This window comes from Teichococcus aestuarii (assembly GCF_042651065.1).
GTDB lineage: Bacteria > Pseudomonadota > Alphaproteobacteria > Acetobacterales > Acetobacteraceae > Pseudoroseomonas > Pseudoroseomonas aestuarii.
Window position 1 is genome coordinate 1 of the sequence record NZ_JBHSCH010000006.1, and the last position, 19,530, is coordinate 19,530.

Sequence of the window (19,530 nt, forward strand, 5' to 3'; positions counted from 1 at the left end):
GCCGCGCCGCGCCGCCCGGCCGGCATGGCGCCCGCCATGGTCACCGGCGCCGCCACGGCGCAGCAACTGGCGCCCGCCCCGCAGCCGGTGGCCTACGAGGCCGCGCCGGAGGCGCCCTCGCCCGAGGACATGCCGGCCCCGCTGGCGCAGCACCCGGATGCCGCGGCGCGCCAGGCCGCGGCGCCGCGCCCGATGGCGCCGCCGCCGGTCTCCGCGCCTCCGGCCAGCGGCGGCGGCTTCAACCTGTTCCGCCGCGCCACCGGCCTGATGCGCCGCAACCTCTCGGCCGAGGGCGACGCGGCGCCGGCCCCCGCTCCGCGCCCGGTGGCCGCGGCCCCGGCGCAGCCTGCCGCGCCGCGCCCTGCTGCGGCACCCGCCCCGCAGCCGGCGCCGCAGGGCGAGGAGATGGGCCTCGACATCCCGACCTTCCTGCGCCGCCAGAACAACTGAACGCCGGACGAGCCCGGTAACGAACCAGCCCCGCAACGCAGGTTGTGGGGCTTTTTGCTTCGCACCAACCGTTTTAAATCAAAGACTTATCTGCCTAAGCTAACCTGAAATAAACGGAAACAAGCGTTGACTCGCGATGCCCCGCCGCAAATGCCATGTAACGGTCAGGCGGAACGGCCGCAGGGCCGCCTCCGCCGATCCAGGAATGGCCAGGGGCAATGATGGACGGTTTCCTCGCAGTGGGCATGGAACGACGCAGGACGCTGAAGGCGCCCATCGGGTGCGTCGGCATCGGCCTGCACTCGGGCCGCCGCGCCGCGCTGACCCTGCGCCCCGCGCCCATCGGCACCGGCATCGTCTTCCGCCGCACCGATCTCGGCCTCGACATCCCCGCGCGCTACGACCTGGTGTTCGACACCCGCCTGTGCACGGCCATTGCCCTGCCCGGCCAGCCGCAGGCGCGACTCGGCACTATCGAGCACGTGATGGCCGCGCTGGCGGCCAGCGGCATCGACGACGTGGTGGTCGAGGTGGATGGCCCCGAGGTGCCGATCCTCGACGGCTCCGCCTCCCCCTTCCTGTTCCTCATCGACTGCGCCGGCATCGCCACCAGCGCCATGCCGCGCAGCACGATCGAGGTGCTGAAGACGGTGCGCGTGCAGGATGGCGAAGGCCCGGCCGCCCCGTGGGTGGCGCTGCACCCCACCGCCACGCCGGGCTTCGAGGCATCGCTGGAGATCGACTTCCCCTCCACCGCGATTGGCCACCAGAGCCTTTCCCTGCGCGTGACGGAAGCCTCCTTCCGCGGCGTGCTGGCCGATGCCCGCACCTTCACCATGGCCGAGGACGTGGCGCGGCTGCGCGCCATGGGTCTGGCGCAGGGCGGCAGCCTGGCCAATGCCGTGGTGGTCGACGGTCCGCTGGTGCTGAACCCGGGCGGGCTGCGCCATGCCGATGAATGCGTGCGCCACAAGCTGCTGGACGTGGTGGGCGACCTCGCCCTGGCCAGCGCGCCGCTCTCGGCCCGCTTCAGCGGCAGCCGCTCCGGCCACGCGCTGAACAACCGGCTGCTGCGCGCCCTGTTCGCCGATGCCAGCGCCTGGCGCTGGAAGGACGCGCCGCTGCTGCCCGCCACCGAGCCCGCAGCCACGCGCGTTCCGGAAGCCGAGCCGGTCGCCGCCTGATCCGGCCAGAGGGCCCCTTCGTCTTGGCGGGGGCGCATGATATAGAGCGGACGCCATGCGCACCCGTCTGAACCGGACTCTCCGCCTCTCCCTGATCCTGGCCGCCCCGCTGCTGGCGGGCGCCTGCTCCCAGTGGGATGGCAAAGACACCTCCCTGCGCCCTCGTGCCCCGCTGGCCGAGCAGACGCCGGAGTCCCTGTATGCCGCCGGCATCGAATCGCTGCGCCAGGAACGCTACGTCCAGGCCATCGAATATTTCGATACGGTGGAGCGGGAGCATCCCTACTCGACCTGGGCCACCAGCGCGAAGCTGATGTCGGCCTATTCCGACTACATGCGGAACCGCTACACCGAGGCGATCGGCGCGCTGGACCGCTTCATCCAGCTGCACCCCGCGCACCGCGACATCGCCTATGCCTACTATCTGCGCGCGCTCTCCTACTATGAGCAGATCGTCGATGCCGAGCGCGACCAGCGTGGCACCGAGATCGCCATGGCGCAGCTCCAGGAAGTGATCAACCGCTTCCCCGAAAGCTCCTATGCCCGCGATGCGCGGCTGAAGATGGACCTCGCCCGCGACCATCTCGCCGGGCGGGAGATGAACATCGGCCGCTTCTACCAGTCCCGCGGGCTGTATTCCGCCGCCATCGGCCGCTTTCGGCGCGTGGTGGAGGAGTTCCAGACCACCAACCACACGCCCGAGGCGCTGCACCGCCTGACCGAGATCTATCTCGCCCTCGGCCTCACCGAGGAGGCGCGGCGCACCGCCAGCGTGCTCGGCCACAACTACCCCGGCAACCCGTGGTACCAGGATTCCTACGCCCTGCTGGTGGATGGCGCGCAACCGGCGGCGCAGGACCGGCCGGGCATCCTCCGCCGCGCCTGGAACTCGGTGTTCTGAGCCGGCGGGCCGGGAACGCCGCGGCCAAGGCCCCGCCATGCTGAACTCGCTCGCCATCCGCGACGTGGTGCTGATCGACCGGCTGGACCTGTCGCTCGGCGCCGGCCTCACCGTGCTGACCGGCGAGACCGGTGCCGGCAAGTCCATCCTGCTGGACAGCCTGGGCTTGGCGCTCGGCCAGCGCGCCGAGGCTGGCATGGTGCGCGGCGGGCAGGCCCAGGCCTCGGTCGCCGCCTGCTTCCACCTCCCCCCCGACCACCCCGCGAATGCCCTGCTGGTGGAGCAGGGAATCGAGGTGGAGGAGGATCTGGTGCTGCGCCGCGTGGTGCAGGCCGATGGCCGCTCCCGCGCCTTCGTCAACGACCAGCCGGTGGGTGTGGCGCTGCTGCGCCGGCTCGGCGCGCTGCTCGTCGAGGTGCAGGGTCAGCACGACCAGGTCGGCCTCGCCGACCCCGCCACCCACGCCGCCCTGCTCGACGCCTTCGGCGGGCTGGAGCCGGACCGCACCGGCGTCGGCGAGGCCTACCGCGCCTGGCGGCAGGCCGAGCGCGCCCTGCGCGAGGCGCAGGAGGCCATCGCCCAGGCGCAGCGCGACGAGGAATGGCTGCGCCACGCGGTGGAGGAGCTCTCCCTGCTCGGGCCGGCCGAGGGCGAGGAAGACGCCCTGGCCAATGAGCGCCAGGCCATGCAGCAGGGCGAGCGCCGGGCCGAGGCCGTGGCCGCCGCCCTCTCCGAGTTGCAGCCGCGCGACGGCCGCGGCAGCGCCGGCCCGGCCGGCGCGCTGCGCCACGCCGCCGGCGCGCTGGAGCGCCTGCCGCCGCCAAACGAGGAGGCGTCACCGATCCTCGCCGCGCTGGGCCAGGCACAGGATTCGCTGGCCGAGGCGGAGAGCCTGCTGGAGCGCCTCGGCGCCGATCTCGGCCCCGACCCGCGCCGGCTGGAGCAGGTGGAGGAGCGGCTCTTCGCGCTGCGCGCCGCCGCCCGCAAGCACATGGTGGCGGTGGTGGAGCTGCCGCAGCTGTTGCAGGACCTCGCAGCCCGCCTCTCGGCGCTGGATGCCGGGGCCGAGCGCGCCGCCGCGCTGGAGCAGGCCGCCGCCGCGGCGCGTGCCGGCTATGTCCGCCGCGCCGGGGCGCTGTCCGCCGCCCGCGCCAAGGCCGCCCGCGAACTGGAGAAGGCGGTGGCGCAGGAGCTGGCGCCGCTGAAGCTGGATCGCGCCCGGCTGCATATCGAGATCGCGCCCCGCGAGGAGCGCGCCTGGGCGGCCGACGGGCAGGACCGCGTCACCTTCCTGGTCTCCACCAACCCCGGCCAGAAGCCGGGGCAGCTCGACAAGATCGCCTCGGGTGGCGAGCTGTCCCGCCTGATGCTGGCGCTGAAGGTGGTGCTGGCGCGTGGCTCGCCCGTGCCGACCCTGGTGTTCGACGAGGTGGACAGCGGCATCGGCGGCGCCACGGCGGCGGCGGTGGGCGAGCGCCTGGCGCGCGTGGCCGAGCGCCTGCAGGTGCTGGTGGTGACGCACAGCCCGCAGGTGGCGGCGCGCGGCACGCAGCACTGGCGCGTCTCCAAGGGCGTGCGGGCCGACCGCGCCGAGACCCGGGTGGAGCCGCTCGACGCGCAGGCGCGCCGCGAGGAGCTGGCCCGCATGCTGGCCGGCGAGACCATCACCGAAGCCGCCCGCGCCGCCGCCGACAGCCTGCTGCGCTGACGCCGACTGGCAGAAAAAAGATGGGGGTCCGGGGGAATTCCTTCCCCCGGCCTTTTTGTTTTTCTCTCCCCGCCGCGTTAACGGACATGCCATGACCGCGCCGCTCCGCCCGATTCCCGTCGACGACCTGACCGAGGCCCAGGCGGCCGAGGAACTCGCCGCCCTGGCCGAGGCGATCGAGACCGCCGACATCGCCTATCACCAGAACGACGCGCCGGTGATGACCGACGCGGAGTACGACGCGCTGCGCCGCCGCAACGCCGCCATCGAGCGCCGCTTCCCCGCCCTGAAGCGGGCCGACAGCCCGAGCGAGGCGTCCCCCGGCGCGGCGCCGGCGGCGGGCTTCGCCAAGTCCCGCCACGGCACGCCGATGCTGAGCCTGGACAACGCCTTCTCCCCCGAGGACTTCGCCGAGTTCGCGAAAAGCATCCGGCGCTTCCTGAAGCTGCCGCCGGAGGAGACGCTGCGCTTCGTGGCCGAGCCGAAGATCGACGGGCTCTCGGTCAACCTGCTCTACGAGAACGGCGTCTTCGTCCGCGGCGCCACGCGCGGCGACGGCACGGTGGGCGAGGACATCACCCGCAACCTGGAGACGCTGGACGAGCTGCCGCGCCACCTGCCCGCCCCCTTCCCGGACTCGATCGAGATCCGCGGCGAGGTGTTCATGACCAAGGCCGACTTCCTGGCCTTCCATGCCGAGCAGACGCGGCTGCACGAGGAGCGCGAGCAGCGGCGCGAGCGCGGCGAGAAGGTGGGCGAGGCGGTCCGCATCCCGGTCAACCCGCGCAACGCGGCGGCGGGCAGCCTGCGCCAGCTCAACCCCGAGGTCACGGCGCGACGGCCGCTGAAGCTCTTCGCCTATGCCCAGGGCGAGTCGAGCAGCCCGGTGGCCGAGACCCATGCCGGCTACCTGAAGCAGCTCGAGGCCTGGGGCTTCCGGGTGAACCCCCTCTCCCGCACCCTGCCGGACGAAACCGCCGCCGAGGCCTTCCAGGCGGAGATGACGGCGGAGCGCGCCGGCCTCGCCTATGACATCGACGGCGTGGTCTACAAGCTGGACCGGCTGGACTGGCAGGCGCGGCTCGGCTTCGTCGGCCGCGCGCCGCGCTGGGCCATCGCCTGGAAGTTCCCGGCGGAGCGGGCCGAGACGGTGCTGCTCGAGATCCAGATCCAGGTCGGCCGCACGGGGGCGCTGACGCCGCGCGCGGTGATGCAGCCGGTCAATGTCGGCGGCGTCATGGTGCAGCACGCCACCCTGCACAACGAGGACGAGATCGCCCGCAAGGATGTGCGGGTGGGCGACACCGTCATCCTCCAGCGCGCCGGCGACGTGATCCCGCAGATCGTCGGCGTGGTGGCGGAGAAGCGGCCGCCGGAGGTGGAGGCCGCCGGGCCGTGGCGCCCCCTGACCCATTGCCCCGCCTGCGGCAGCCACGCCGTGCGGCCGGAGGGCGAGGTGGTGCGGCGCTGCACCGGCGGGCTGGTCTGCCCGGCCCAGACGGTGGAGCGGCTCAAGCATTTCGTCAGCCGCAACGCCATGGATATCGAGGGGCTGGGCGAGGAGAACATCCTCAGGCTGCACGAGGAGGGGCTGGTGAAGAGCCCCGCCGACCTGTTCCGCCTGGCCCCGCATGCCGAGCGGATGCGCGGCTGGGAGGGCTGGGGCCGCTCCGCCAAGGGCGCGGCCGGCACGAGGAAGGTGGCCAACCTGCTCGCCGCCATCGAATCCCGGCGCAACGCGCCGCTGGAGCGGTTCATCTTCGCCCTCGGCATACGCCGCATCGGCGAGCAGAACGCCAAGCTGCTGGCGCGGCACTACCAGAGCTTCGCCGTCTGGCGGGAGAAGATGGTGGCGGCCACCACCGTGGGCTCCGAGGCGCGGGAGGAGCTGGGCTCGATCCAGGGCATCGGCCCGGCCATCGCCACCGAGCTGGCCGAGTTCTTCGCCGAGCGCCACAACCGCGACGCGCTGGACGACCTCGCCCGCGAGGTGGCGCCCGCCGATGCGGAGGATTTCTCCGCCAGCGACAGCCCCTTCGCGGGGAAGGTCATCGTCTTTACCGGGACGCTGGAAAAGACCTCGCGCGACGAGGCGGAGGCGGTGGCCGAGCGGCTGGGCGCCAAGGTGACCAAGAGCGTCTCGAAGAAGACCGATTTCGTCGTGGTGGGGGCGGAAGCCGGGTCGAAGGCCAAGAAGGCGGCCGAGCTGGGGCTGCGGACGCTCACAGAGGCCGAGTGGCGGGAACTCGCCGGGCTGGGATAAGCACAGGGGAGGCGCCGCCTCCCCTGACTCCTCCGCCGGGGAGACAGTGTCTCCCCGGACCCCGCCCTCAGTGACGCAGGCTGAGGGCGCGCTCGCTCATGCGGGCCGCCAGCAATTCCGCCAGCCCCTCGTGCAGCACGCCCAGCGGGTCGCGGCCCAGGCCCTGCGAGACGGAAGCCCGGTGGCCGCCGCGGATGACCCGGTGGCGGGCACCGGGCAGCAGCGCCGAGGCCACGGAGACGAAGCCGTCATTCGGGCCGGCGCCGCGCCGCATCATGAAGCGGACCATGGGCAGGTAGCGGCGGTCCGGCCCCACCGCGTCACGCTCCAGGTAGCTGCCGACGCAGAGCACCGGCAGGCTGGCGGTGATCTCGGCCACCCGCGCGGCATGGGCCGCCATCCAGGCGGCGCGGCCCTCGGTGGAGAGGTCCGGCAGGCCGGCGCCGCCGCCCATGCGCAGCGCCCGCACCAGCGCCGCCAGGCCGCGGTGCAGGCGGGGGCGGGCCAGCAGCGCATCGGCCACCGGCGAGCCGTGGAAAGGCGCGTGCAGCGCCAGCAGCCCGGCGCAGCGCGCCGCCACGGCAGGCTCCAGCAGCGCCGCCAGCGCCTCCAGCCCGCCCTTGCTGTGCGCCACCAGCAGGCAGGGCTCCGGCTCGGCCAGGATGGCCTCGGCCAGCCGCGCGGCATTGGGCGCGATGGGCGCGGTGGTGGGCAGCTTCACCACGCGGGCGCGGGCGCCCTGCGCCAGCAGCCAGCGCAGCTGCGTGCCCATGTAGTCCATGCCGAGCGGCGCCAGCCGCGCCGCCCCCTCCCCCATCAGGCCATAGACCAGCAGCACGCGCTGCCCCGCCAGGAGGGGCAGCATCGGCTCGGCAAAGGGCGCGGCGGGGATGGGGCGGCGCAGCCGGGCGGTCAGAGCGGCGCGCAGGCCCACTGCAGCCATTCCGCCACATCGGCTTCCACCGCGCCGCCGATCTCGGCCAGCACGCGGCCATGGTAGGCATCCACCCAGGCATGCTCGGCCGGGGTGAGCAGCGCGCGATCGATCAGACGGCGCTCATAAGGCACCAGGGTCAGGGTCTCGAACTCCAGGAAGGGCCGCGTCTGGCCGGGGCGGGCCTCGGCCGCGCGGGTCAGCAGCAGGTTCTCGATGCGGATACCATAGGCGCCCGGCTGGTAGAAACCCGGCTCGTCGGACAGGATCATGCCCGGCCGCAGCGGCACCGTCCGCGCCGCCCGGCTGATGCTGACCGGCCCCTCATGCACCGAGAGGAAGCTGCCGATGCCATGGCCGGTGCCATGGTCGAAATCCAGCCCCGCCTGCCAGAGCGGCGCGCGCGCCACCGCGTCGATATGCGGCCCGGCCACGCCCTGCGGGAAGCGCAGCGTGGCCAGTGCGATGTGGCCGCGCAGCACGCGGGTGTAGCGCTCCACGAGGTCGGCCGGGGGGGTGGGGCCGCCCTCGCGGGGGCCGGTCCACAGGGTGCGGGTGATGTCGGTGGTGCCGTCCGTGTACTGGCCGCCGCTGTCGATCAGGTAGCACTCGCCGGGGTGGATCGGGCGGTCGCTCTCCGGCGTGGCGCGGTAGTGGACGATGGCGCCATGCTCGCCCGCCCCCGAGATGGCGGGGAAGCTCTCGGCGCGGAACAGCGGCTGCGCCCGCCGGAAGGCCAGGAGGCGCCCGGCGGCGCTCATTTCCGTCTCGCCGCCCTGGGGCGCGTGGCGGGCGAACCAGGCGAGGAAGCGCGCCATCGCCGCGGCGTCGCGCTTGTGGGCGGCGCGGGCGCCCTCCTGCTCCACCGGGTTCTTGCAGGCGCGCGGCAGGCGGCAGGGGTCCTCGCCCGGGCGCAGCGTGGCGCCGGCCTCGCGCAGCGTGGCGGCGAACCAGACGGGCGTGGCGTCGGGGTCGATCCGCACCGCCTTGCCGCCGAGCCTGGCCAGCGCCTCGGCCAGCGCCGCCGGCGGATGCGCCGCCACCGCGTTGCCCAGATGCACCCGCACCGCCTCGGAGAGCTTGGCCGGCTCCATGAACAGCTCCACCCGCGCATCGGCGTGCAGCAGGGCGAAGCCCAGGGCCAGCGGCGTGTGCTCCAGATCGCCGCCGCGCAGGTTCAGCAGCCAGGCCAGGGAATGCGGGTCGGCCAGCACCGCGGCATCCTCGCCGGCGGCGCGCAGGGTGGCGGCGGCCTCGGCGCGCTTCTCGGCCGAATCGCGGCCGGCATAGGCAAGCGGGTGCGGCACGGCGGGCGCGGCGGGCGGCGCCGGGCGGTCCCGCCACACGGCATCGACCGGATTGGCCGCCAGCGGCACCAGCACGGCGCCCGAGGGGGCCAGCCTGTCCAGCACCGATTGCGGGTGCAGCCAGGGGTCGTAGCCGATGCGCAGGCCGGCGGCGTGCTCGGCCAGCCAATCCTGCGGCGGCTGCTCGGTGAGGTGGCGCTGCTCCCACAGGGTGGTGTCGGCCTGCTGCCGCGCCTGGGTGGTGTAGCGGCCATCGACGAAGAGCGCGGCGCGCTCCGCCAGCACGATGGCCATGCCGGCGCTGCCGGTGAAGCCGGTGACCCAGGCCAGCCGCTCGCCGCTGGGGGGCACGTATTCGCCCAGGTATTCGTCGCTGCGGGGAATCAGCAGGCCATCCACCCCGCTGCGGGCAAGCTCGGCGCGAAGGGCGGCGAGGCGTTCGGCGTGTGTCACTTCGGTTAGCATCCCGTTAAGAACATATTTCCACAGGTATCAATGCGTCCTGCGCATGGCTCAGCTTCGCTTGTCGCGCTCGTCTTCGCGCCTGCACAAGATTACATCCTGCTCATCGCACCAGGGGCGGGCGGTCGACGGCAAGAGCCAGTCCTGCGGACCACCCCGGCGCGCAACTGGAACGCTAGACAATGGAACCCCGCATCACCAAGCCGGAGTTTGACTCCGCCATCCCCGCCGCCGCCTTCAACATGGACGAGGCGCGCTCCGTCGCTCTCGCGGCGATGCGTGCGCGGGATGAGGCGATCGGCCTTTGGATCCGCAAGGCGCTGACCAGGGCCTACCGCGCCGTGGTGGAATATCCGCAGCGCCGCCGCGTGCAGAACGAGCTGTCCCTGATGACCGACCGCGAACTGTCCGACATCGGGCTGAGCCGTGGCGAGATCAGCCGCGTGTTCGACGGCGACTTCGAGGCCCAGGCCAGCCGCGCCGCCAACGCGCCGGCCAACAGCCGCAGCGCTGCCTGAAAAAATCCGCACGCGGCACAGCAACTCCGGCCTCGGGCCGGAGTTGTTGCACCAGAGACTAAGGGAACGGCGCTTCCTCCCCCCCTCCCCCCGGTGCCGCTCCCGACCAGAACCGCCCCGCATCCCCCCAGATGCGGGGCGGTTCCATTTTCAGCGCTTGCGCAGCACCAGGGCCGACCAGGCGCCCTGGTCGATGCGCCGCTCCAGCACCATGCCGGCGCGGCGGTGCGCGGCCAGCACCATCCGCACCTGCGTGCCCAGCAGCCCGGCCAGGATGGCGGTGCCGCCCGGCGCCAGATGGTCCGACAGGCTCTTGGCCATGGCGCAGAGCGGCCGGGCCAGGATGTTGGCGAAGACCAGGTCGTAGGTGCCGGCGCGCACGCCGCGGTGGCGCCAGCCATCGGCCAGCCTGGCCTCCAGCAGGTTGCGCAGCCCGTTCATCCGCGCGTTCTCGGCGGCGATGCGCACGCTCCAGGGCTCGATATCGGTGGCCAGCACCTTGCGGTGCAACCGCTTGGCCGCGGCCATGGCCAGGATGCCCGAGCCGGTGCCAAGGTCGAGGATGCGGCGCGGCCGGCGGTGCGCCATGCCCTCGAAGCCAATCAGGCAGCCGCGCGTCGAGCCATGCTCGCCGGAGCCGAAGGCGAGGCCGGCATCCAGCCGCAGCACGGTGCGGCCATAGGTGACGGGGTTGGGCACGTGGCTGGGCCGGATCAGCACGCGGGCGCCGATCTCCTGCTCGGGGAAGGCCTGCACGGTGCGGGCCAGCCAGCCCTCCGCCTCCACCGGCGCGCGCTTCAGCTCGGGCATCTCGATGCCGGAGAGCGCCGAGGCCAGCACCAGGGCGGGCAGCAGCTCCTCGTCGCCCACGCCGGTCTCGCGCACCGCCTCCAGGCCCCAGGTGTCGGTCGGGTCGTCCTTGAAGTAGCCCACGGTGGGGCAGACGGTCTGCAGCGCCGCCTCGAAATGCGGCACCGCCTCTTCCGGCAGGCCGTCGATGGTCAGGGTTTCCAGGGTCTGGGGATGGCGGCGGTTCATCAGGCCTTTTCCACGAAGCTGTCGAGCACGCGCTTCCGCCCCGCCTTGTCGAATTCGACGTCCAGCTTGTTGTCGTCGGTGCTCACGACACGCCCATAGCCGAATTTCTGGTGAAAAACCCGCGTGCCGGGCGGGATGGCGGCATTCTTCGCCGGCCGCTCAGAGACCTCCCAGGCGCCGGCCTCGATGATGCGTGGCTTGCGCGCCACCAGCGGGAACTGGCCGGAGAACACCGAGGGCGCCGCCATCATGCGGCTGCGCTCGGCCCGCGCGCCGCCCTCCTGCTCGATATGCTCGGGCGGCAGCTCCTCCAGGAAGCGACTGGGGATGGCGCTGCTCCAGTTGGCATAGAGCCGGCGGTTGGCGGCATGGCTGATGATGCAGCGTTTCCGCGCCCGGGTGATGCCGACATAGGCGAGGCGCCGCTCCTCCTCGAGCCCCTTGTCGCCGCTCTCGTCCAGCGAGCGCTGGTGCGGGAACAGCCCCTCCTCCCAGCCGGGGAGGAACACCGTGTCGAACTCCAGCCCCTTGGCGGCGTGCAGCGTCATCAGGCTGACCCGCTCGGCCTCGGGGGCTTGGTCGCTCTCCATCACCAGCGACACGTGCTCGAGGAAGCCGGCGAGCGTCTCGAACTCGCCGAGCGCCCGGATCAGCTCCTTCAGGTTCTCGAGCCGCCCGGGCGCCTCGGGCGACTTGTCCTGCTTCCACATCTCCGTGTAGCCGGATTCCTCCAGCAGGGTGGCGGCCACCACCACATGCCCCTCCCGCCCCAGCCCCTCGCGCCAGCGGGCGAAGCCTTCCAGCAGCTCGCGCAGCGCCTGGCGCGGCTTCGGGCGCAGCGCGCCCATCGCCGTCATCCGGTCCGCCGCCACCAGCAGCGGCACCCCCTCGGCGCGGGCGAGCTGGTGCATGGCGCGCAGCGCCGTGTCGCCCAGCCCACGCTTGGGGGTGTTGACGATACGCTCGAAGGCGAGGTCGTCCGCCGGCTGCTGCAGCACGCGCAGATAGGCCATGGCGTCGCGGATCTCGGCCCGCTCGTAGAATTTCAGCCCGCCCACCACGCGGTAGGGGATGCCGAGCGTGATCAGCCGCTCCTCGAAGGCGCGGGTCTGCGAGCCGGTGCGGACCAGGATGGCGATCTCGGCGAGGTTGTGCCCCTCCCGCCGCGCGGCCTCGATGCGGCCGCCCACCATGCGGGCCTCCTCCTCCGAATCCCACAGCGAGACGACGCGCACCTTCTCGCCCCGCGAATCCTCCCGCCCCGGCCGCAGCGTCTTGCCCAGGCGGCCGCTGTTGCGGGCGATCAGCCCGGCGGCGGCGCCCAGGATGGGGGTGGTGGAGCGGTAGTTGGATTCGAGGCGCACGATGGTGGCGCCCGGGAAATCCTTCTCGAAGCGGAGGATGTTCTCGATCTCGGCGCCGCGCCAGGAATAGATCGACTGGTCGTCATCGCCCACGCAGCAGATGTTGCGCTGCGAAGGGTCCTCCCGCTGGGCCAGCAGGCGCAGCCAGAGATACTGCACCAGGTTGGTGTCCTGGTACTCGTCCACCAGGATGTAGCGGAAGCGGCGGTGGTAGTCGGCCAGCACGTCCGGGTGGGTGCGCAGGATCTCCACCACATGCAGCATCAGGTCGCCGAAATCGGTGGCGTTCACCTGCCGCAGCCGTTCCTGGTAGGCGGCGTAGAGGCTGCGGGCGCGGTTGTTGGCGAAGTCCGAATCCTCGGCCGGGGTGATGCGGGCCGGGGTGCAGCCGCGGTCCTTCCAGCGCTGGATGACGGCCATCAGCCCCTGCGGCGGCCAACGCTTCTGGTCCACCCCGGCGGCGTCCATCACCTGCTTCAGCAGGCGCATCTGGTCGTCCGTGTCGAGGATGGTGAAGTTGCTGTCGAGCCCCACCAGCTCGGCATGGCGGCGCAGCATGCGGGCGCAGAGGGCGTGGAAGGTGCCGAGCCACAGCCCCTCCGCCGGCTGGCCGAGGATGGCGGAGACGCGCTCGCGCATCTCGCGCGCCGCCTTGTTGGTGAAGGTGACGGCCAGCACCTGGCTGGGGAAGGCCCGCCGCGTCATCAGGATATGGGCGAAGCGGGTGGTCAGCACCCGCGTCTTGCCGGTGCCGGCGCCGGCCAGCACCAGGAGCGGCCCGTCCACCGTCTCCACGGCGGCGCGCTGCTCGGGGTTCAGCCGGGCCAGGTAGTCGGCGGCGGCGGCGGAGGCGGGCATCGTCGTCATTGGCAGAACCCCACGGAGCCGGCGGCGCAGCGCCGGGCGCCATCGACCCAGAGCGCGCCGTCCAGCGTGGCGGTGCCCAGGTCGGCGCCCGACAGCTCCGCCCCGGTCAGGTCGGCATCGGTCAGGTCGGCGCGGAAGAAGCGGGCGCCGCGCAGGTCGGCCCGCACGAAGCGGGCGCCGGCCAGCCGGGCGCGGGTGAACTCGGCGCCGCGCAGCACGGCGCCGGAGAAGTCGGCTCCTGTGGCATCGGCCGAGGTGAAGCGGGCGGAGGGCGCATCCGCCTTGACCAGCTTCGCCTGCCCCAGACGGGCCCGGGCGAAGCTGGCGTCGCGCAGCACGGCGCCGGTCAGGTCCACGCCGTGCAGGTCCTGCCCGTCCTGCAGGCAGCGTCGCCAGTCCACCCCGGGCGCGGGGGCGTCCGTGCAGGCCGCCGCGGCCGGGGCGGCGCCCAGCAGCAGGAGCAGGGGAAGGGCGAGGAGGGGCAGGATTGGCGAGGGCACAGGCTGGATATAGAACGGGTCACGAACGCGGCCAACCTCCGGCCGCTTGCCGGGAGGAGTCACCGCCATTCTCAGCCTGCCGATCCGCGCCCTGGAATGGTCCGCACGGCAAGGTGGCGTGCTGCTGGCGGTGAGCATCTTCGCCGGCCTGCTCATCCCGCCGCTCGCCGCCGCCCTGCGCGAGGCGGTGACGCCGATCGTGGCGCTGCTGATGACGCTGGTGCTGCTGCGGGTCGATCCGGTGCAGGTGCTGGCCTATCTGCGGCGGCCGCTGCTGGTGGCGGCGCTGCTGGCCTGGCTGCTGCTGGGCTGCCCGCTGCTGGCCTTCGCCGTGACCCAGGCGGTGGGGCTGGACGGGCCGATGGGCGCGGGGCTGGTCATCGTCGCCACCGGCTGCGCCGCCACCTCCTCCCCCGCCTTCGCCCGGCTGGTGGGGCTGGATGGGGAGGTGGCGCTGGTGGCCTCGCTGCTCTCCACCCTGCTGGTGCCCTTCACCGCGCCGCCGCTGGCGCTGGGGCTGCTGGGCATCGACCTCTCCATCACCGTGGCCGGGCTGATGGCGCGGCTGGCGCTGGTGGTGGGGCTGCCGCTGGTGGTCTCGCTGGCCATCCGGCAGATGGCCGGCCCGGCGCGCCTCGCCCGCTGGGGCGGCGCGGTGGATGGCGCGGTGGTGCTGCTGGTGGTGCTCTACGGCTTCGGCGTGATGGATGGGGTGCTGGCGCTGCTGCTGGCCGAGCCGGGGCTGGTGCTGGGCGGCGTGGCCCTGGCCTTCGCCGGCTGCCTCGGCCTGAACCTGGCCACGGCGCTGGTCTTCCGCCCCGCGGGGCGGCGCCTCTCGCTCTCCGCCGGGCTGCTCTCGGGCAACCGCAACATGGCGCTCTACCTGGCGGTGATGCCGGCGAGCACGGAGCCGCGCATCCTGCTGTTCTTCGTGCTCTGCCAGTTCCCGCTCTTCCTCAGCCCCTTCCTGCTGAAGCCGGTCTATGCCCGGCTGGCGCGGCGGGGCTGAAGGCCCCCCACGGGAGGGGGCCTCCGCTCAGGGCGCCGCCGCCACCTTCGGCCGGGCGCCCAGGATATGGGCGATGGCATAGGTCAGGTCGGCGCGGTTGAGGGTGTAGAAGTGGAACTCGTCCACGCCATTGGCCTGCAGCAGCCGCACCTGCTCGGCGGCCAGCGCGGCGGCCACCATGCGGCGGGTGTCCGGGTCGTCGTCCAGCCCCTCGAACAGCTTGCCCATCCAGCCCGGCACGCTGGCGCCGCACATGGCGGAGAATTTGCGCACCTGGTTGAAGTTGGAGACCGGCAGGATGCCCGGCACGATCGGCACGGTGATGCCGGCGGCGAGACAGCGGTCGAGGAAGCGCAGGAACACCTCGGTATCGAAGAAATACTGGGTGATGGCGCGGGTGGCGCCGGCGTCGATCTTGCGCTTCAGGTTGTCCAGGTCGTGCTGGGCGGAGCTGGCGGTGGGGTGGGTCTCCGGATAGGCGGCCACCGAGATCTCGAAGTCGCCGACCTTGCGCAGCCCGGCCACCAGATCGGCGGCGTAGGCGTAGCCATCGGGGTGGGGCACGTAGCCCGCCTCGCCGGCCGGGGCGTCGCCGCGCAGCGCCACGATATGGCGCACGCCATCGGCCCAGTAGCGGCGGGCGACGTCGTCCACCTCGCCGCGGCTGGCGCCGACGCAGGTCAGGTGCGCGGCCGGCGTCAGGCTGGTCTCCCGCACCAGGCGGGCGACGGTGGCGTGGGTGCGCTCCTGCGTGGTGCCGCCGGCGCCGTAGGTGACGGAGACGAAGCGCGGCGCCAGCGGCTCCAGCCGCCGCACGCAGGTCCAGAGCTGCTGCTCCAGCGCCTCGGTGCGGGGCGGGAAGAACTCGAAGGAGAGCGCGGGCGGGGGCAACTCGGTCGGCACGGGCAGGCCGGCCACGCGCGGGCCGGTCAACCAGCGCTGCAGGGTGCCCGGGGCACCCGTCTGGGAGGAGCCAAGCTGGGCGCCCTGCGGCGCTTCGGGGGCGGCGTGGTCGGCGAAGTGGTTCATGCCTCCCCCATACTGCACCGGGCGATGGAAATGAATGCGGTACACGCACGGGGTTGTTTAAGCCAGCTTGGCCTTTAGATGTTCCTGGCATTCATCCCAGCATGTATGTTGCCGGCCAACCGCTCCCCCCTCTGCTCCCCCCAGCCTTCCCGACCCCCAGGAAACGCCCCGCCCATGCACCCTTACCGCCGCCCGCTTCTTCTGCTGCTCGGCATGCTGGCCCTCTCGGCCTGCGCCACGCGTCCCCCAGCGAGCGAGCCCGAAGCCCTGGCGGAGTACGAGCAGACCAACGACCCGCTCGAGCCCTTCAACCGCACCATGTACACGGTGCATAACGGGATCGACACGGTGCTGCTGCGCCCGGCGGCGGAGGTCTACCGCTTCGTGCTGCCGCAGCCGGTCCGCACCGGCGTGGGCAACGTGCTGGCCAACCTGCGCAGCCCCGTCATCCTGCTGAACGATGGCCTGCAGGGCGAGACGCAGCGCTTCGGCACCACCCTCGGCCGGTTCCTGCTGAACACCACCCTGGGCGTCGGCGGCATCTTCGACGTGGCGAAGAATTTCGGCCTGCCCGGACACACCGAGGATTTCGGCCAGACCCTGGCGGTCTGGGGCCTGGGCGAAGGCCCGTTCCTGTTCATTCCGGTGCTAGGCCCGAGCAACCCGCGTGACCTGACGGGGTTTGGATTGGATATCGTCTCCAACCCGGTGACCTGGGTGGTCGCCAATGGCGACAACACGATAGAGAACATCGGCTATGGCATCACCGGCCTGACCGTGCTCGACACCCGCGAAAGGCTGATCGAGACGATTGATTCGGTGAAGGAAACCAGCCTCGACCCGTATGCCACGTTCCGCAGCGCCTATCGCCAGCGCCGCCAGTCGGAGATCCGCAACAGCGGTGCCAATCCGTCTTCCGGCAATGCCTGGGGCACGGGGCTCGGGACTGCGGGCAACCCGCCCGGCCGCAACTGAGCGGGCTTGAACACAAGATGAGACAGAACAGGATGCACCGCCGTTCCCTGCTGGCCGCCGCATGGGCTGCCCCCTTCTCCATGGTCGCGCTCGGAAGCTCCCCGGCGCGCGCGGAGATGGACATCAACCGCGCCGCCAACTTCATCGAGGCCACTGGCCAGGAGCTGGTGGGCGCCCTCAACTCCCGCGCGCCCGTGGCCGAGCGCCGGCAACGTGTGGCCGCGATCCTGCGCCGCGCCGTGGATGTGGAGGGGGTGGGCCGCTTCATCCTCGGCCGCTGGTGGCGCACCGCCTCCCCGGCGGAGCAGCAGGAATACATGAAGCTGTTCGAGGAGACGCTGATCCGCAATCTCTCCGCCCGCTTCGGCGAGTATGAGGGCGTGCGCTTCAGCCTGGGCCGTAGCCAGCAGCGCACCGAGGACGACGCGCTGGTGAACACCGTCATCGAGCGCCCCAACACCGCCCCGTTCAGCCTCGACTGGCGGGTGGGCGAGGTGGGCGGCCAGCCGCGCGTGGTGGACGTGATCGCGGAAGGCACCTCCCTGCGGCTCACCCAGCGCAGCGAGTACTCCGCCGTGATCAGCCGCAATGGCGGCCAGGTTTCCGCCCTGCTGGATGCCATGCGGCGCCAGGTGGCGGCGCTGGCGGCGCGCGAGAACCCCTGAGGACCTTCCGGCGGCCATCCGCCAGGGCGGCGCTGCCCCCTGGCGGATGGCCGCCGCTTCCGGGCGTTGTTCCGCCCGTTCAGCGCCGCTCGACCATGGCGTAGAGCCGCCGCCCCTCGACGCCTCCGCCGATGCCCTGGAATACCCGAGGCCGCCGCGCCTCCGCCGGCGGCACAGCGGCCAGCAGGGCCTCCATCTCCTCCAGGCTGCGCCAGCAGGGCCGCAGACCCAGGAACACCTCCATCCAGGCTGCCTCCGGCGGGGCGGGGCCGGCGCTGCCCAGAAGCAGCAGGCCGCCCGGCTTGAGCGCCGCAAATGCGGAATCCACCAGCTCCTTCGGCCAGCTGCCGGTGCCGCAGCCCGGCAGGTCCGGCAGCAGGATCAGGTCGAAGCAGCCGCGCAGATAAGGCTTCCGAACGAAGGAGGAGAGGTTGCAGCGCAGGCTGCGCAGCGGCAGCCCGGGCGGCAGCCCCCTGCGCAGCGTGGCGATGACGCCGCGGTCCGTCTCCTGCGCCACCCAGCGCCCGAGCTTGCCGGGCTGGGCCAGCATGGCGGCCTCCCGCAGGTGCCCTGCCCCCAGGCTCAGCACCTCGGCTCCCGGGCGGCGCTCCAGCACCGCCTCGATCACCCGCGCGAGGAAGGCGGGCTGCCCCTGCAAGGCGCTGAAATAGCCGAGTGCGGCGGTTGCCTCGAACAGGTCGCGCCCGGCGCGCGAGGCCTGGCTGAGCCGGTCCCGCACCGTCTCATGCCGCAGCAGCAGGTCCTGCAGCAGCGGCAGCAGGCCGGGGCGGCCCGCCAGATCCTGTGCCGCGCGGATGAGAGGGTCCTCCAGCATCAACCGGTGCAGCGGGTGGACCAGCATCTCGGCGCAGGCCATCTGCCAGACCGCCGGCTCCAGGCTGCGCTTCAGATCATCGCACAGCCGCACCAGCCGGCTCAGCGCCGCGGGGCTCCAGCCCGGCTCCCAGGCCATGTCAACCAGATCGTCGAGAACCGGCTTCAGTCCTACGACGTCTGACAAGCCTATGTTCAGGTTAAAGCCCGGGGGCCTCGCGTCCGCCATCGCTTGCTCTCCTGCCGCCATTCGACATGGTCTCCCGACAGCGCGCATCATCAAGATGGTGGATGAATGTAAGGTCTGTTCGATCTTGTGAACAACTTGAGCAGACCACGGGCAGGGCGGCCCCATCTGCCCAAAATAAAGGCATAGCACCTCTCGTTTTCGTGTGCTTCTGGCCCTTACGGTCCCTGTTTCCACGCGAGCGACGTTTGCCCACGCAGCGCTCCGGCTCCTGGCGCACCCCTTGCATACCCTCCGCGCCGACACGAACCGGAATGGGATCGGGCGATTGCGACCGGATGTGGAACTGATCGGCGTCACCAAGCGGTACGGCCATGGCCCGGCGGCGGTGGACGGGATTTCGCTCTCGATCCCGGCCGCCAGCTATTGCTGCCTGCTCGGCCCCTCGGGCTGCGGCAAGACCAGCACGCTGCGCATGATCGCCGGGCATGAGACGGTGAGCGAAGGCGACATCCTGCTCTCCGGCCGCAATGTGACGCTGCTGCCGCCGGCGGCGCGCGGCACGGCCATGATGTTCCAGTCCTATGCCCTGTTCCCGCACCTGACGGCGCTGGAGAACATCGCCTTCGGGCTGCGCATGCGCGGCGTGGGCAAGGCGGAGCGGCTGGCCCAGGCGGCCGGGTTCCTGAAGCTGGTGCAGCTGGAGAAGATGGCGGACCGGCTGCCGGCGCAGCTCTCGGGCGGCCAGCAGCAGCGCGTGGCGCTGGCCCGCGCGCTGATCACCCGCCCCAAGGTGCTGCTGCTGGACGAGCCGCTCTCCGCCCTCGACCCCTTCCTGCGCACCCAGATGCGCGAGGAGCTGAAGCGGCTGCAGCGCGAGCTCGGCATCACCTTCATCCATGTCACCCATGGGCAGGAGGAGGCGATGGCCCTCTCCGACATCGCCGTGGTGATGGACCATGGGCGGATCGCCCAGGCGGCGCATCCGCGCGAGATCTTCGAGAAGCCGGCCAGCGCCTTCGTCGCCCGCTTCATCGGCGGCCACAATGTGCTGGACCTGCCGGGCGGGCGCTTCGCCGTGCGCACGGACCGCACCCGGCTGACGCCGGTGCCGGAAGACGGCGCCAGTGACGGCGCCAGCCTGGCCGGCCAGGTGACCACCGTCGAGTACCAGGGCGCCGCGGTGCGCGTGGTGGTGCGGGCCGGCGACGGCCAGACCGCCGAGGCGCTGCTGCCGGACGGCCTGTTCCACGCCGCGCCCGTGGCCCCGGGCGAGGCCGCCACGCTGGGCTGGGCGGCGCAGGACGCCCACCCCCTCAGCCAGACAGCCTGACC

General features: G+C 72.4%; 16 protein-coding genes and 1 pseudogene. 10 read left to right on the top strand and 7 right to left on the bottom strand.

The window, feature by feature from the left end; translation table 11 throughout:
* The 5 genes and pseudogenes from ACFOY6_RS04650 to ligA all read left to right on the top strand — a co-directional run.
* Window positions 1–450, top strand: a pseudogene (locus tag ACFOY6_RS04650) (hypothetical protein); the annotation flags it as partial.
* 245 nt (window positions 451–695) lie between these two features.
* Window positions 696–1,634, top strand: coding sequence for a UDP-3-O-acyl-N-acetylglucosamine deacetylase (lpxC, locus tag ACFOY6_RS04655; protein ID WP_379649216.1), 939 nt, complete (start codon window positions 696–698; stop codon window positions 1,632–1,634).
* Between the two features lie 55 nt (window positions 1,635–1,689).
* A complete protein-coding gene (locus ACFOY6_RS04660) occupies window positions 1,690–2,535 on the top strand; it encodes an outer membrane protein assembly factor BamD (protein WP_379633453.1) in 846 nt (281 codons plus the stop codon).
* A 37-nt stretch (window positions 2,536–2,572) separates the two neighbouring features.
* On the top strand, window positions 2,573–4,243 hold the full coding sequence (gene recN, locus ACFOY6_RS04665; RefSeq protein WP_379649218.1) for a DNA repair protein RecN: 1,671 nt from the start codon (window positions 2,573–2,575) through the stop codon (window positions 4,241–4,243).
* 91 nt (window positions 4,244–4,334) lie between these two features.
* Entirely contained in the window at window positions 4,335–6,506 is a 2,172-nt protein-coding gene (ligA, locus tag ACFOY6_RS04670) for an NAD-dependent DNA ligase LigA (protein ID WP_379649220.1), read from the top strand.
* Window positions 6,507–6,573: 67 nt separating this feature from the next.
* On the opposite strand, the gene ACFOY6_RS04675 is transcribed toward ligA, so the two are convergent.
* Both ACFOY6_RS04675 and ACFOY6_RS04680 read right to left on the bottom strand, forming a co-directional pair.
* Complete coding sequence (locus ACFOY6_RS04675) at window positions 6,574–7,449, bottom strand: lipase family protein (protein ID WP_146201836.1); 876 nt, start codon at window positions 7,447–7,449, stop codon at window positions 6,574–6,576.
* Complete coding sequence (locus ACFOY6_RS04680) at window positions 7,419–9,212, bottom strand: aminopeptidase P family protein (RefSeq protein ID WP_379649223.1); 1,794 nt, start codon at window positions 9,210–9,212, stop codon at window positions 7,419–7,421. Before ACFOY6_RS04680 ends, ACFOY6_RS04675 begins: the two co-directional genes overlap by 31 nt.
* A 179-nt stretch (window positions 9,213–9,391) precedes the next feature.
* Between ACFOY6_RS04680 and ACFOY6_RS04685 the strand changes: the two genes are divergently transcribed.
* Window positions 9,392–9,727, top strand: a complete 336-nt coding sequence (locus ACFOY6_RS04685) for a DUF1127 domain-containing protein (RefSeq protein ID WP_219929698.1) — start codon at window positions 9,392–9,394, stop codon at window positions 9,725–9,727.
* Window positions 9,728–9,877: 150 nt separating this feature from the next.
* On the opposite strand, the gene ACFOY6_RS04690 is transcribed toward ACFOY6_RS04685, so the two are convergent.
* The 3 genes from ACFOY6_RS04690 to ACFOY6_RS04700 are packed head-to-tail and all read right to left on the bottom strand — an operon-like array spanning window position 9,878 to window position 13,565.
* Window positions 9,878–10,765, bottom strand: coding sequence for a 50S ribosomal protein L11 methyltransferase (locus tag ACFOY6_RS04690; protein WP_379649225.1), 888 nt, complete (start codon window positions 10,763–10,765; stop codon window positions 9,878–9,880).
* Window positions 10,765–12,996 (bottom strand): ATP-dependent helicase, encoded by a 2,232-nt coding sequence (locus tag ACFOY6_RS04695; RefSeq protein ID WP_109516094.1) that lies wholly within the window; start codon window positions 12,994–12,996, stop codon window positions 10,765–10,767. The genes ACFOY6_RS04690 and ACFOY6_RS04695 overlap by 1 nt, the downstream gene beginning before the upstream one ends.
* On the bottom strand, window positions 12,993–13,565 hold the full coding sequence (locus ACFOY6_RS04700) for a pentapeptide repeat-containing protein (protein WP_181378018.1): 573 nt from the start codon (window positions 13,563–13,565) through the stop codon (window positions 12,993–12,995). Before ACFOY6_RS04700 ends, ACFOY6_RS04695 begins: the two co-directional genes overlap by 4 nt.
* Here ACFOY6_RS04700 and ACFOY6_RS04705 point away from each other — a divergent pair.
* Window positions 13,543–14,505: a hypothetical protein gene (locus ACFOY6_RS04705; RefSeq protein WP_379649228.1), complete on the top strand. Its 963-nt coding sequence runs from the start codon at window positions 13,543–13,545 to the stop codon at window positions 14,503–14,505. The genes ACFOY6_RS04700 and ACFOY6_RS04705 overlap by 23 nt on opposite strands.
* A 27-nt stretch (window positions 14,506–14,532) precedes the next feature.
* Here ACFOY6_RS04705 and metF read toward each other — a convergent pair whose 3' ends face one another.
* On the bottom strand, window positions 14,533–15,534 hold the full coding sequence (gene metF, locus ACFOY6_RS04710) for a methylenetetrahydrofolate reductase (RefSeq protein WP_379633437.1): 1,002 nt from the start codon (window positions 15,532–15,534) through the stop codon (window positions 14,533–14,535).
* Window positions 15,535–15,708: 174 nt separating this feature from the next.
* Here metF and ACFOY6_RS04715 point away from each other — a divergent pair, with 174 nt between their 5' ends.
* Together ACFOY6_RS04715 and ACFOY6_RS04720 are read left to right on the top strand one after the other, a co-directional pair.
* Window positions 15,709–16,509, top strand: coding sequence for an MlaA family lipoprotein (locus tag ACFOY6_RS04715; protein ID WP_379633435.1), 801 nt, complete (start codon window positions 15,709–15,711; stop codon window positions 16,507–16,509).
* A 32-nt stretch (window positions 16,510–16,541) separates the two neighbouring features.
* Window positions 16,542–17,174 carry an MlaC/ttg2D family ABC transporter substrate-binding protein gene (locus tag ACFOY6_RS04720; RefSeq protein WP_245906172.1) on the top strand — a complete coding sequence of 211 codons (633 nt, stop codon included), beginning with the start codon at window positions 16,542–16,544 and terminating at the stop codon, window positions 17,172–17,174.
* A gap of 79 nt (window positions 17,175–17,253) precedes the next feature.
* Here ACFOY6_RS04720 and ACFOY6_RS04725 read toward each other — a convergent pair whose 3' ends face one another.
* Complete coding sequence (locus ACFOY6_RS04725) at window positions 17,254–18,195, bottom strand: hypothetical protein (RefSeq protein ID WP_181378019.1); 942 nt, start codon at window positions 18,193–18,195, stop codon at window positions 17,254–17,256.
* A 328-nt stretch (window positions 18,196–18,523) separates the two neighbouring features.
* Here ACFOY6_RS04725 and ACFOY6_RS04730 point away from each other — a divergent pair, with 328 nt between their 5' ends.
* A complete protein-coding gene (locus tag ACFOY6_RS04730; RefSeq protein WP_379649231.1) occupies window positions 18,524–19,528 on the top strand; it encodes an ABC transporter ATP-binding protein in 1,005 nt (334 codons plus the stop codon).
* Window positions 19,529–19,530: the final 2 nt, after the last annotated feature.

What these genes read in the sequence shown, in the direction of transcription:
- metF (WP_379633437.1), bottom strand. Translation starts at nt 15,534, where the DNA reads ATGAACCACTTCGCCGACCACGCCGCCCCCGAAGCGCCGCAGGGCGCC.
- recN (WP_379649218.1), top strand. Translation starts at nt 2,573, where the DNA reads ATGCTGAACTCGCTCGCCATCCGCGACGTGGTGCTGATCGACCGGCTG.
- lpxC (WP_379649216.1), top strand. Translation starts at nt 696, where the DNA reads ATGGAACGACGCAGGACGCTGAAGGCGCCCATCGGGTGCGTCGGCATC.
- ACFOY6_RS04680 (WP_379649223.1), bottom strand. Translation starts at nt 9,212, where the DNA reads ATGCTAACCGAAGTGACACACGCCGAACGCCTCGCCGCCCTTCGCGCC.
- ACFOY6_RS04695 (WP_109516094.1), bottom strand. Translation starts at nt 12,996, where the DNA reads ATGACGACGATGCCCGCCTCCGCCGCCGCCGCCGACTACCTGGCCCGG.
- ACFOY6_RS04675 (WP_146201836.1), bottom strand. Translation starts at nt 7,449, where the DNA reads ATGGCTGCAGTGGGCCTGCGCGCCGCTCTGACCGCCCGGCTGCGCCGC.
- ligA (WP_379649220.1), top strand. Translation starts at nt 4,335, where the DNA reads ATGACCGCGCCGCTCCGCCCGATTCCCGTCGACGACCTGACCGAGGCC.
- ACFOY6_RS04720 (WP_245906172.1), top strand. Translation starts at nt 16,542, where the DNA reads ATGCACCGCCGTTCCCTGCTGGCCGCCGCATGGGCTGCCCCCTTCTCC.
- ACFOY6_RS04685 (WP_219929698.1), top strand. Translation starts at nt 9,392, where the DNA reads ATGGAACCCCGCATCACCAAGCCGGAGTTTGACTCCGCCATCCCCGCC.
- ACFOY6_RS04715 (WP_379633435.1), top strand. Translation starts at nt 15,709, where the DNA reads ATGCACCCTTACCGCCGCCCGCTTCTTCTGCTGCTCGGCATGCTGGCC.
- ACFOY6_RS04690 (WP_379649225.1), bottom strand. Translation starts at nt 10,765, where the DNA reads ATGAACCGCCGCCATCCCCAGACCCTGGAAACCCTGACCATCGACGGC.
- ACFOY6_RS04660 (WP_379633453.1), top strand. Translation starts at nt 1,690, where the DNA reads ATGCGCACCCGTCTGAACCGGACTCTCCGCCTCTCCCTGATCCTGGCC.
- ACFOY6_RS04700 (WP_181378018.1), bottom strand. Translation starts at nt 13,565, where the DNA reads ATGGCGGTGACTCCTCCCGGCAAGCGGCCGGAGGTTGGCCGCGTTCGT.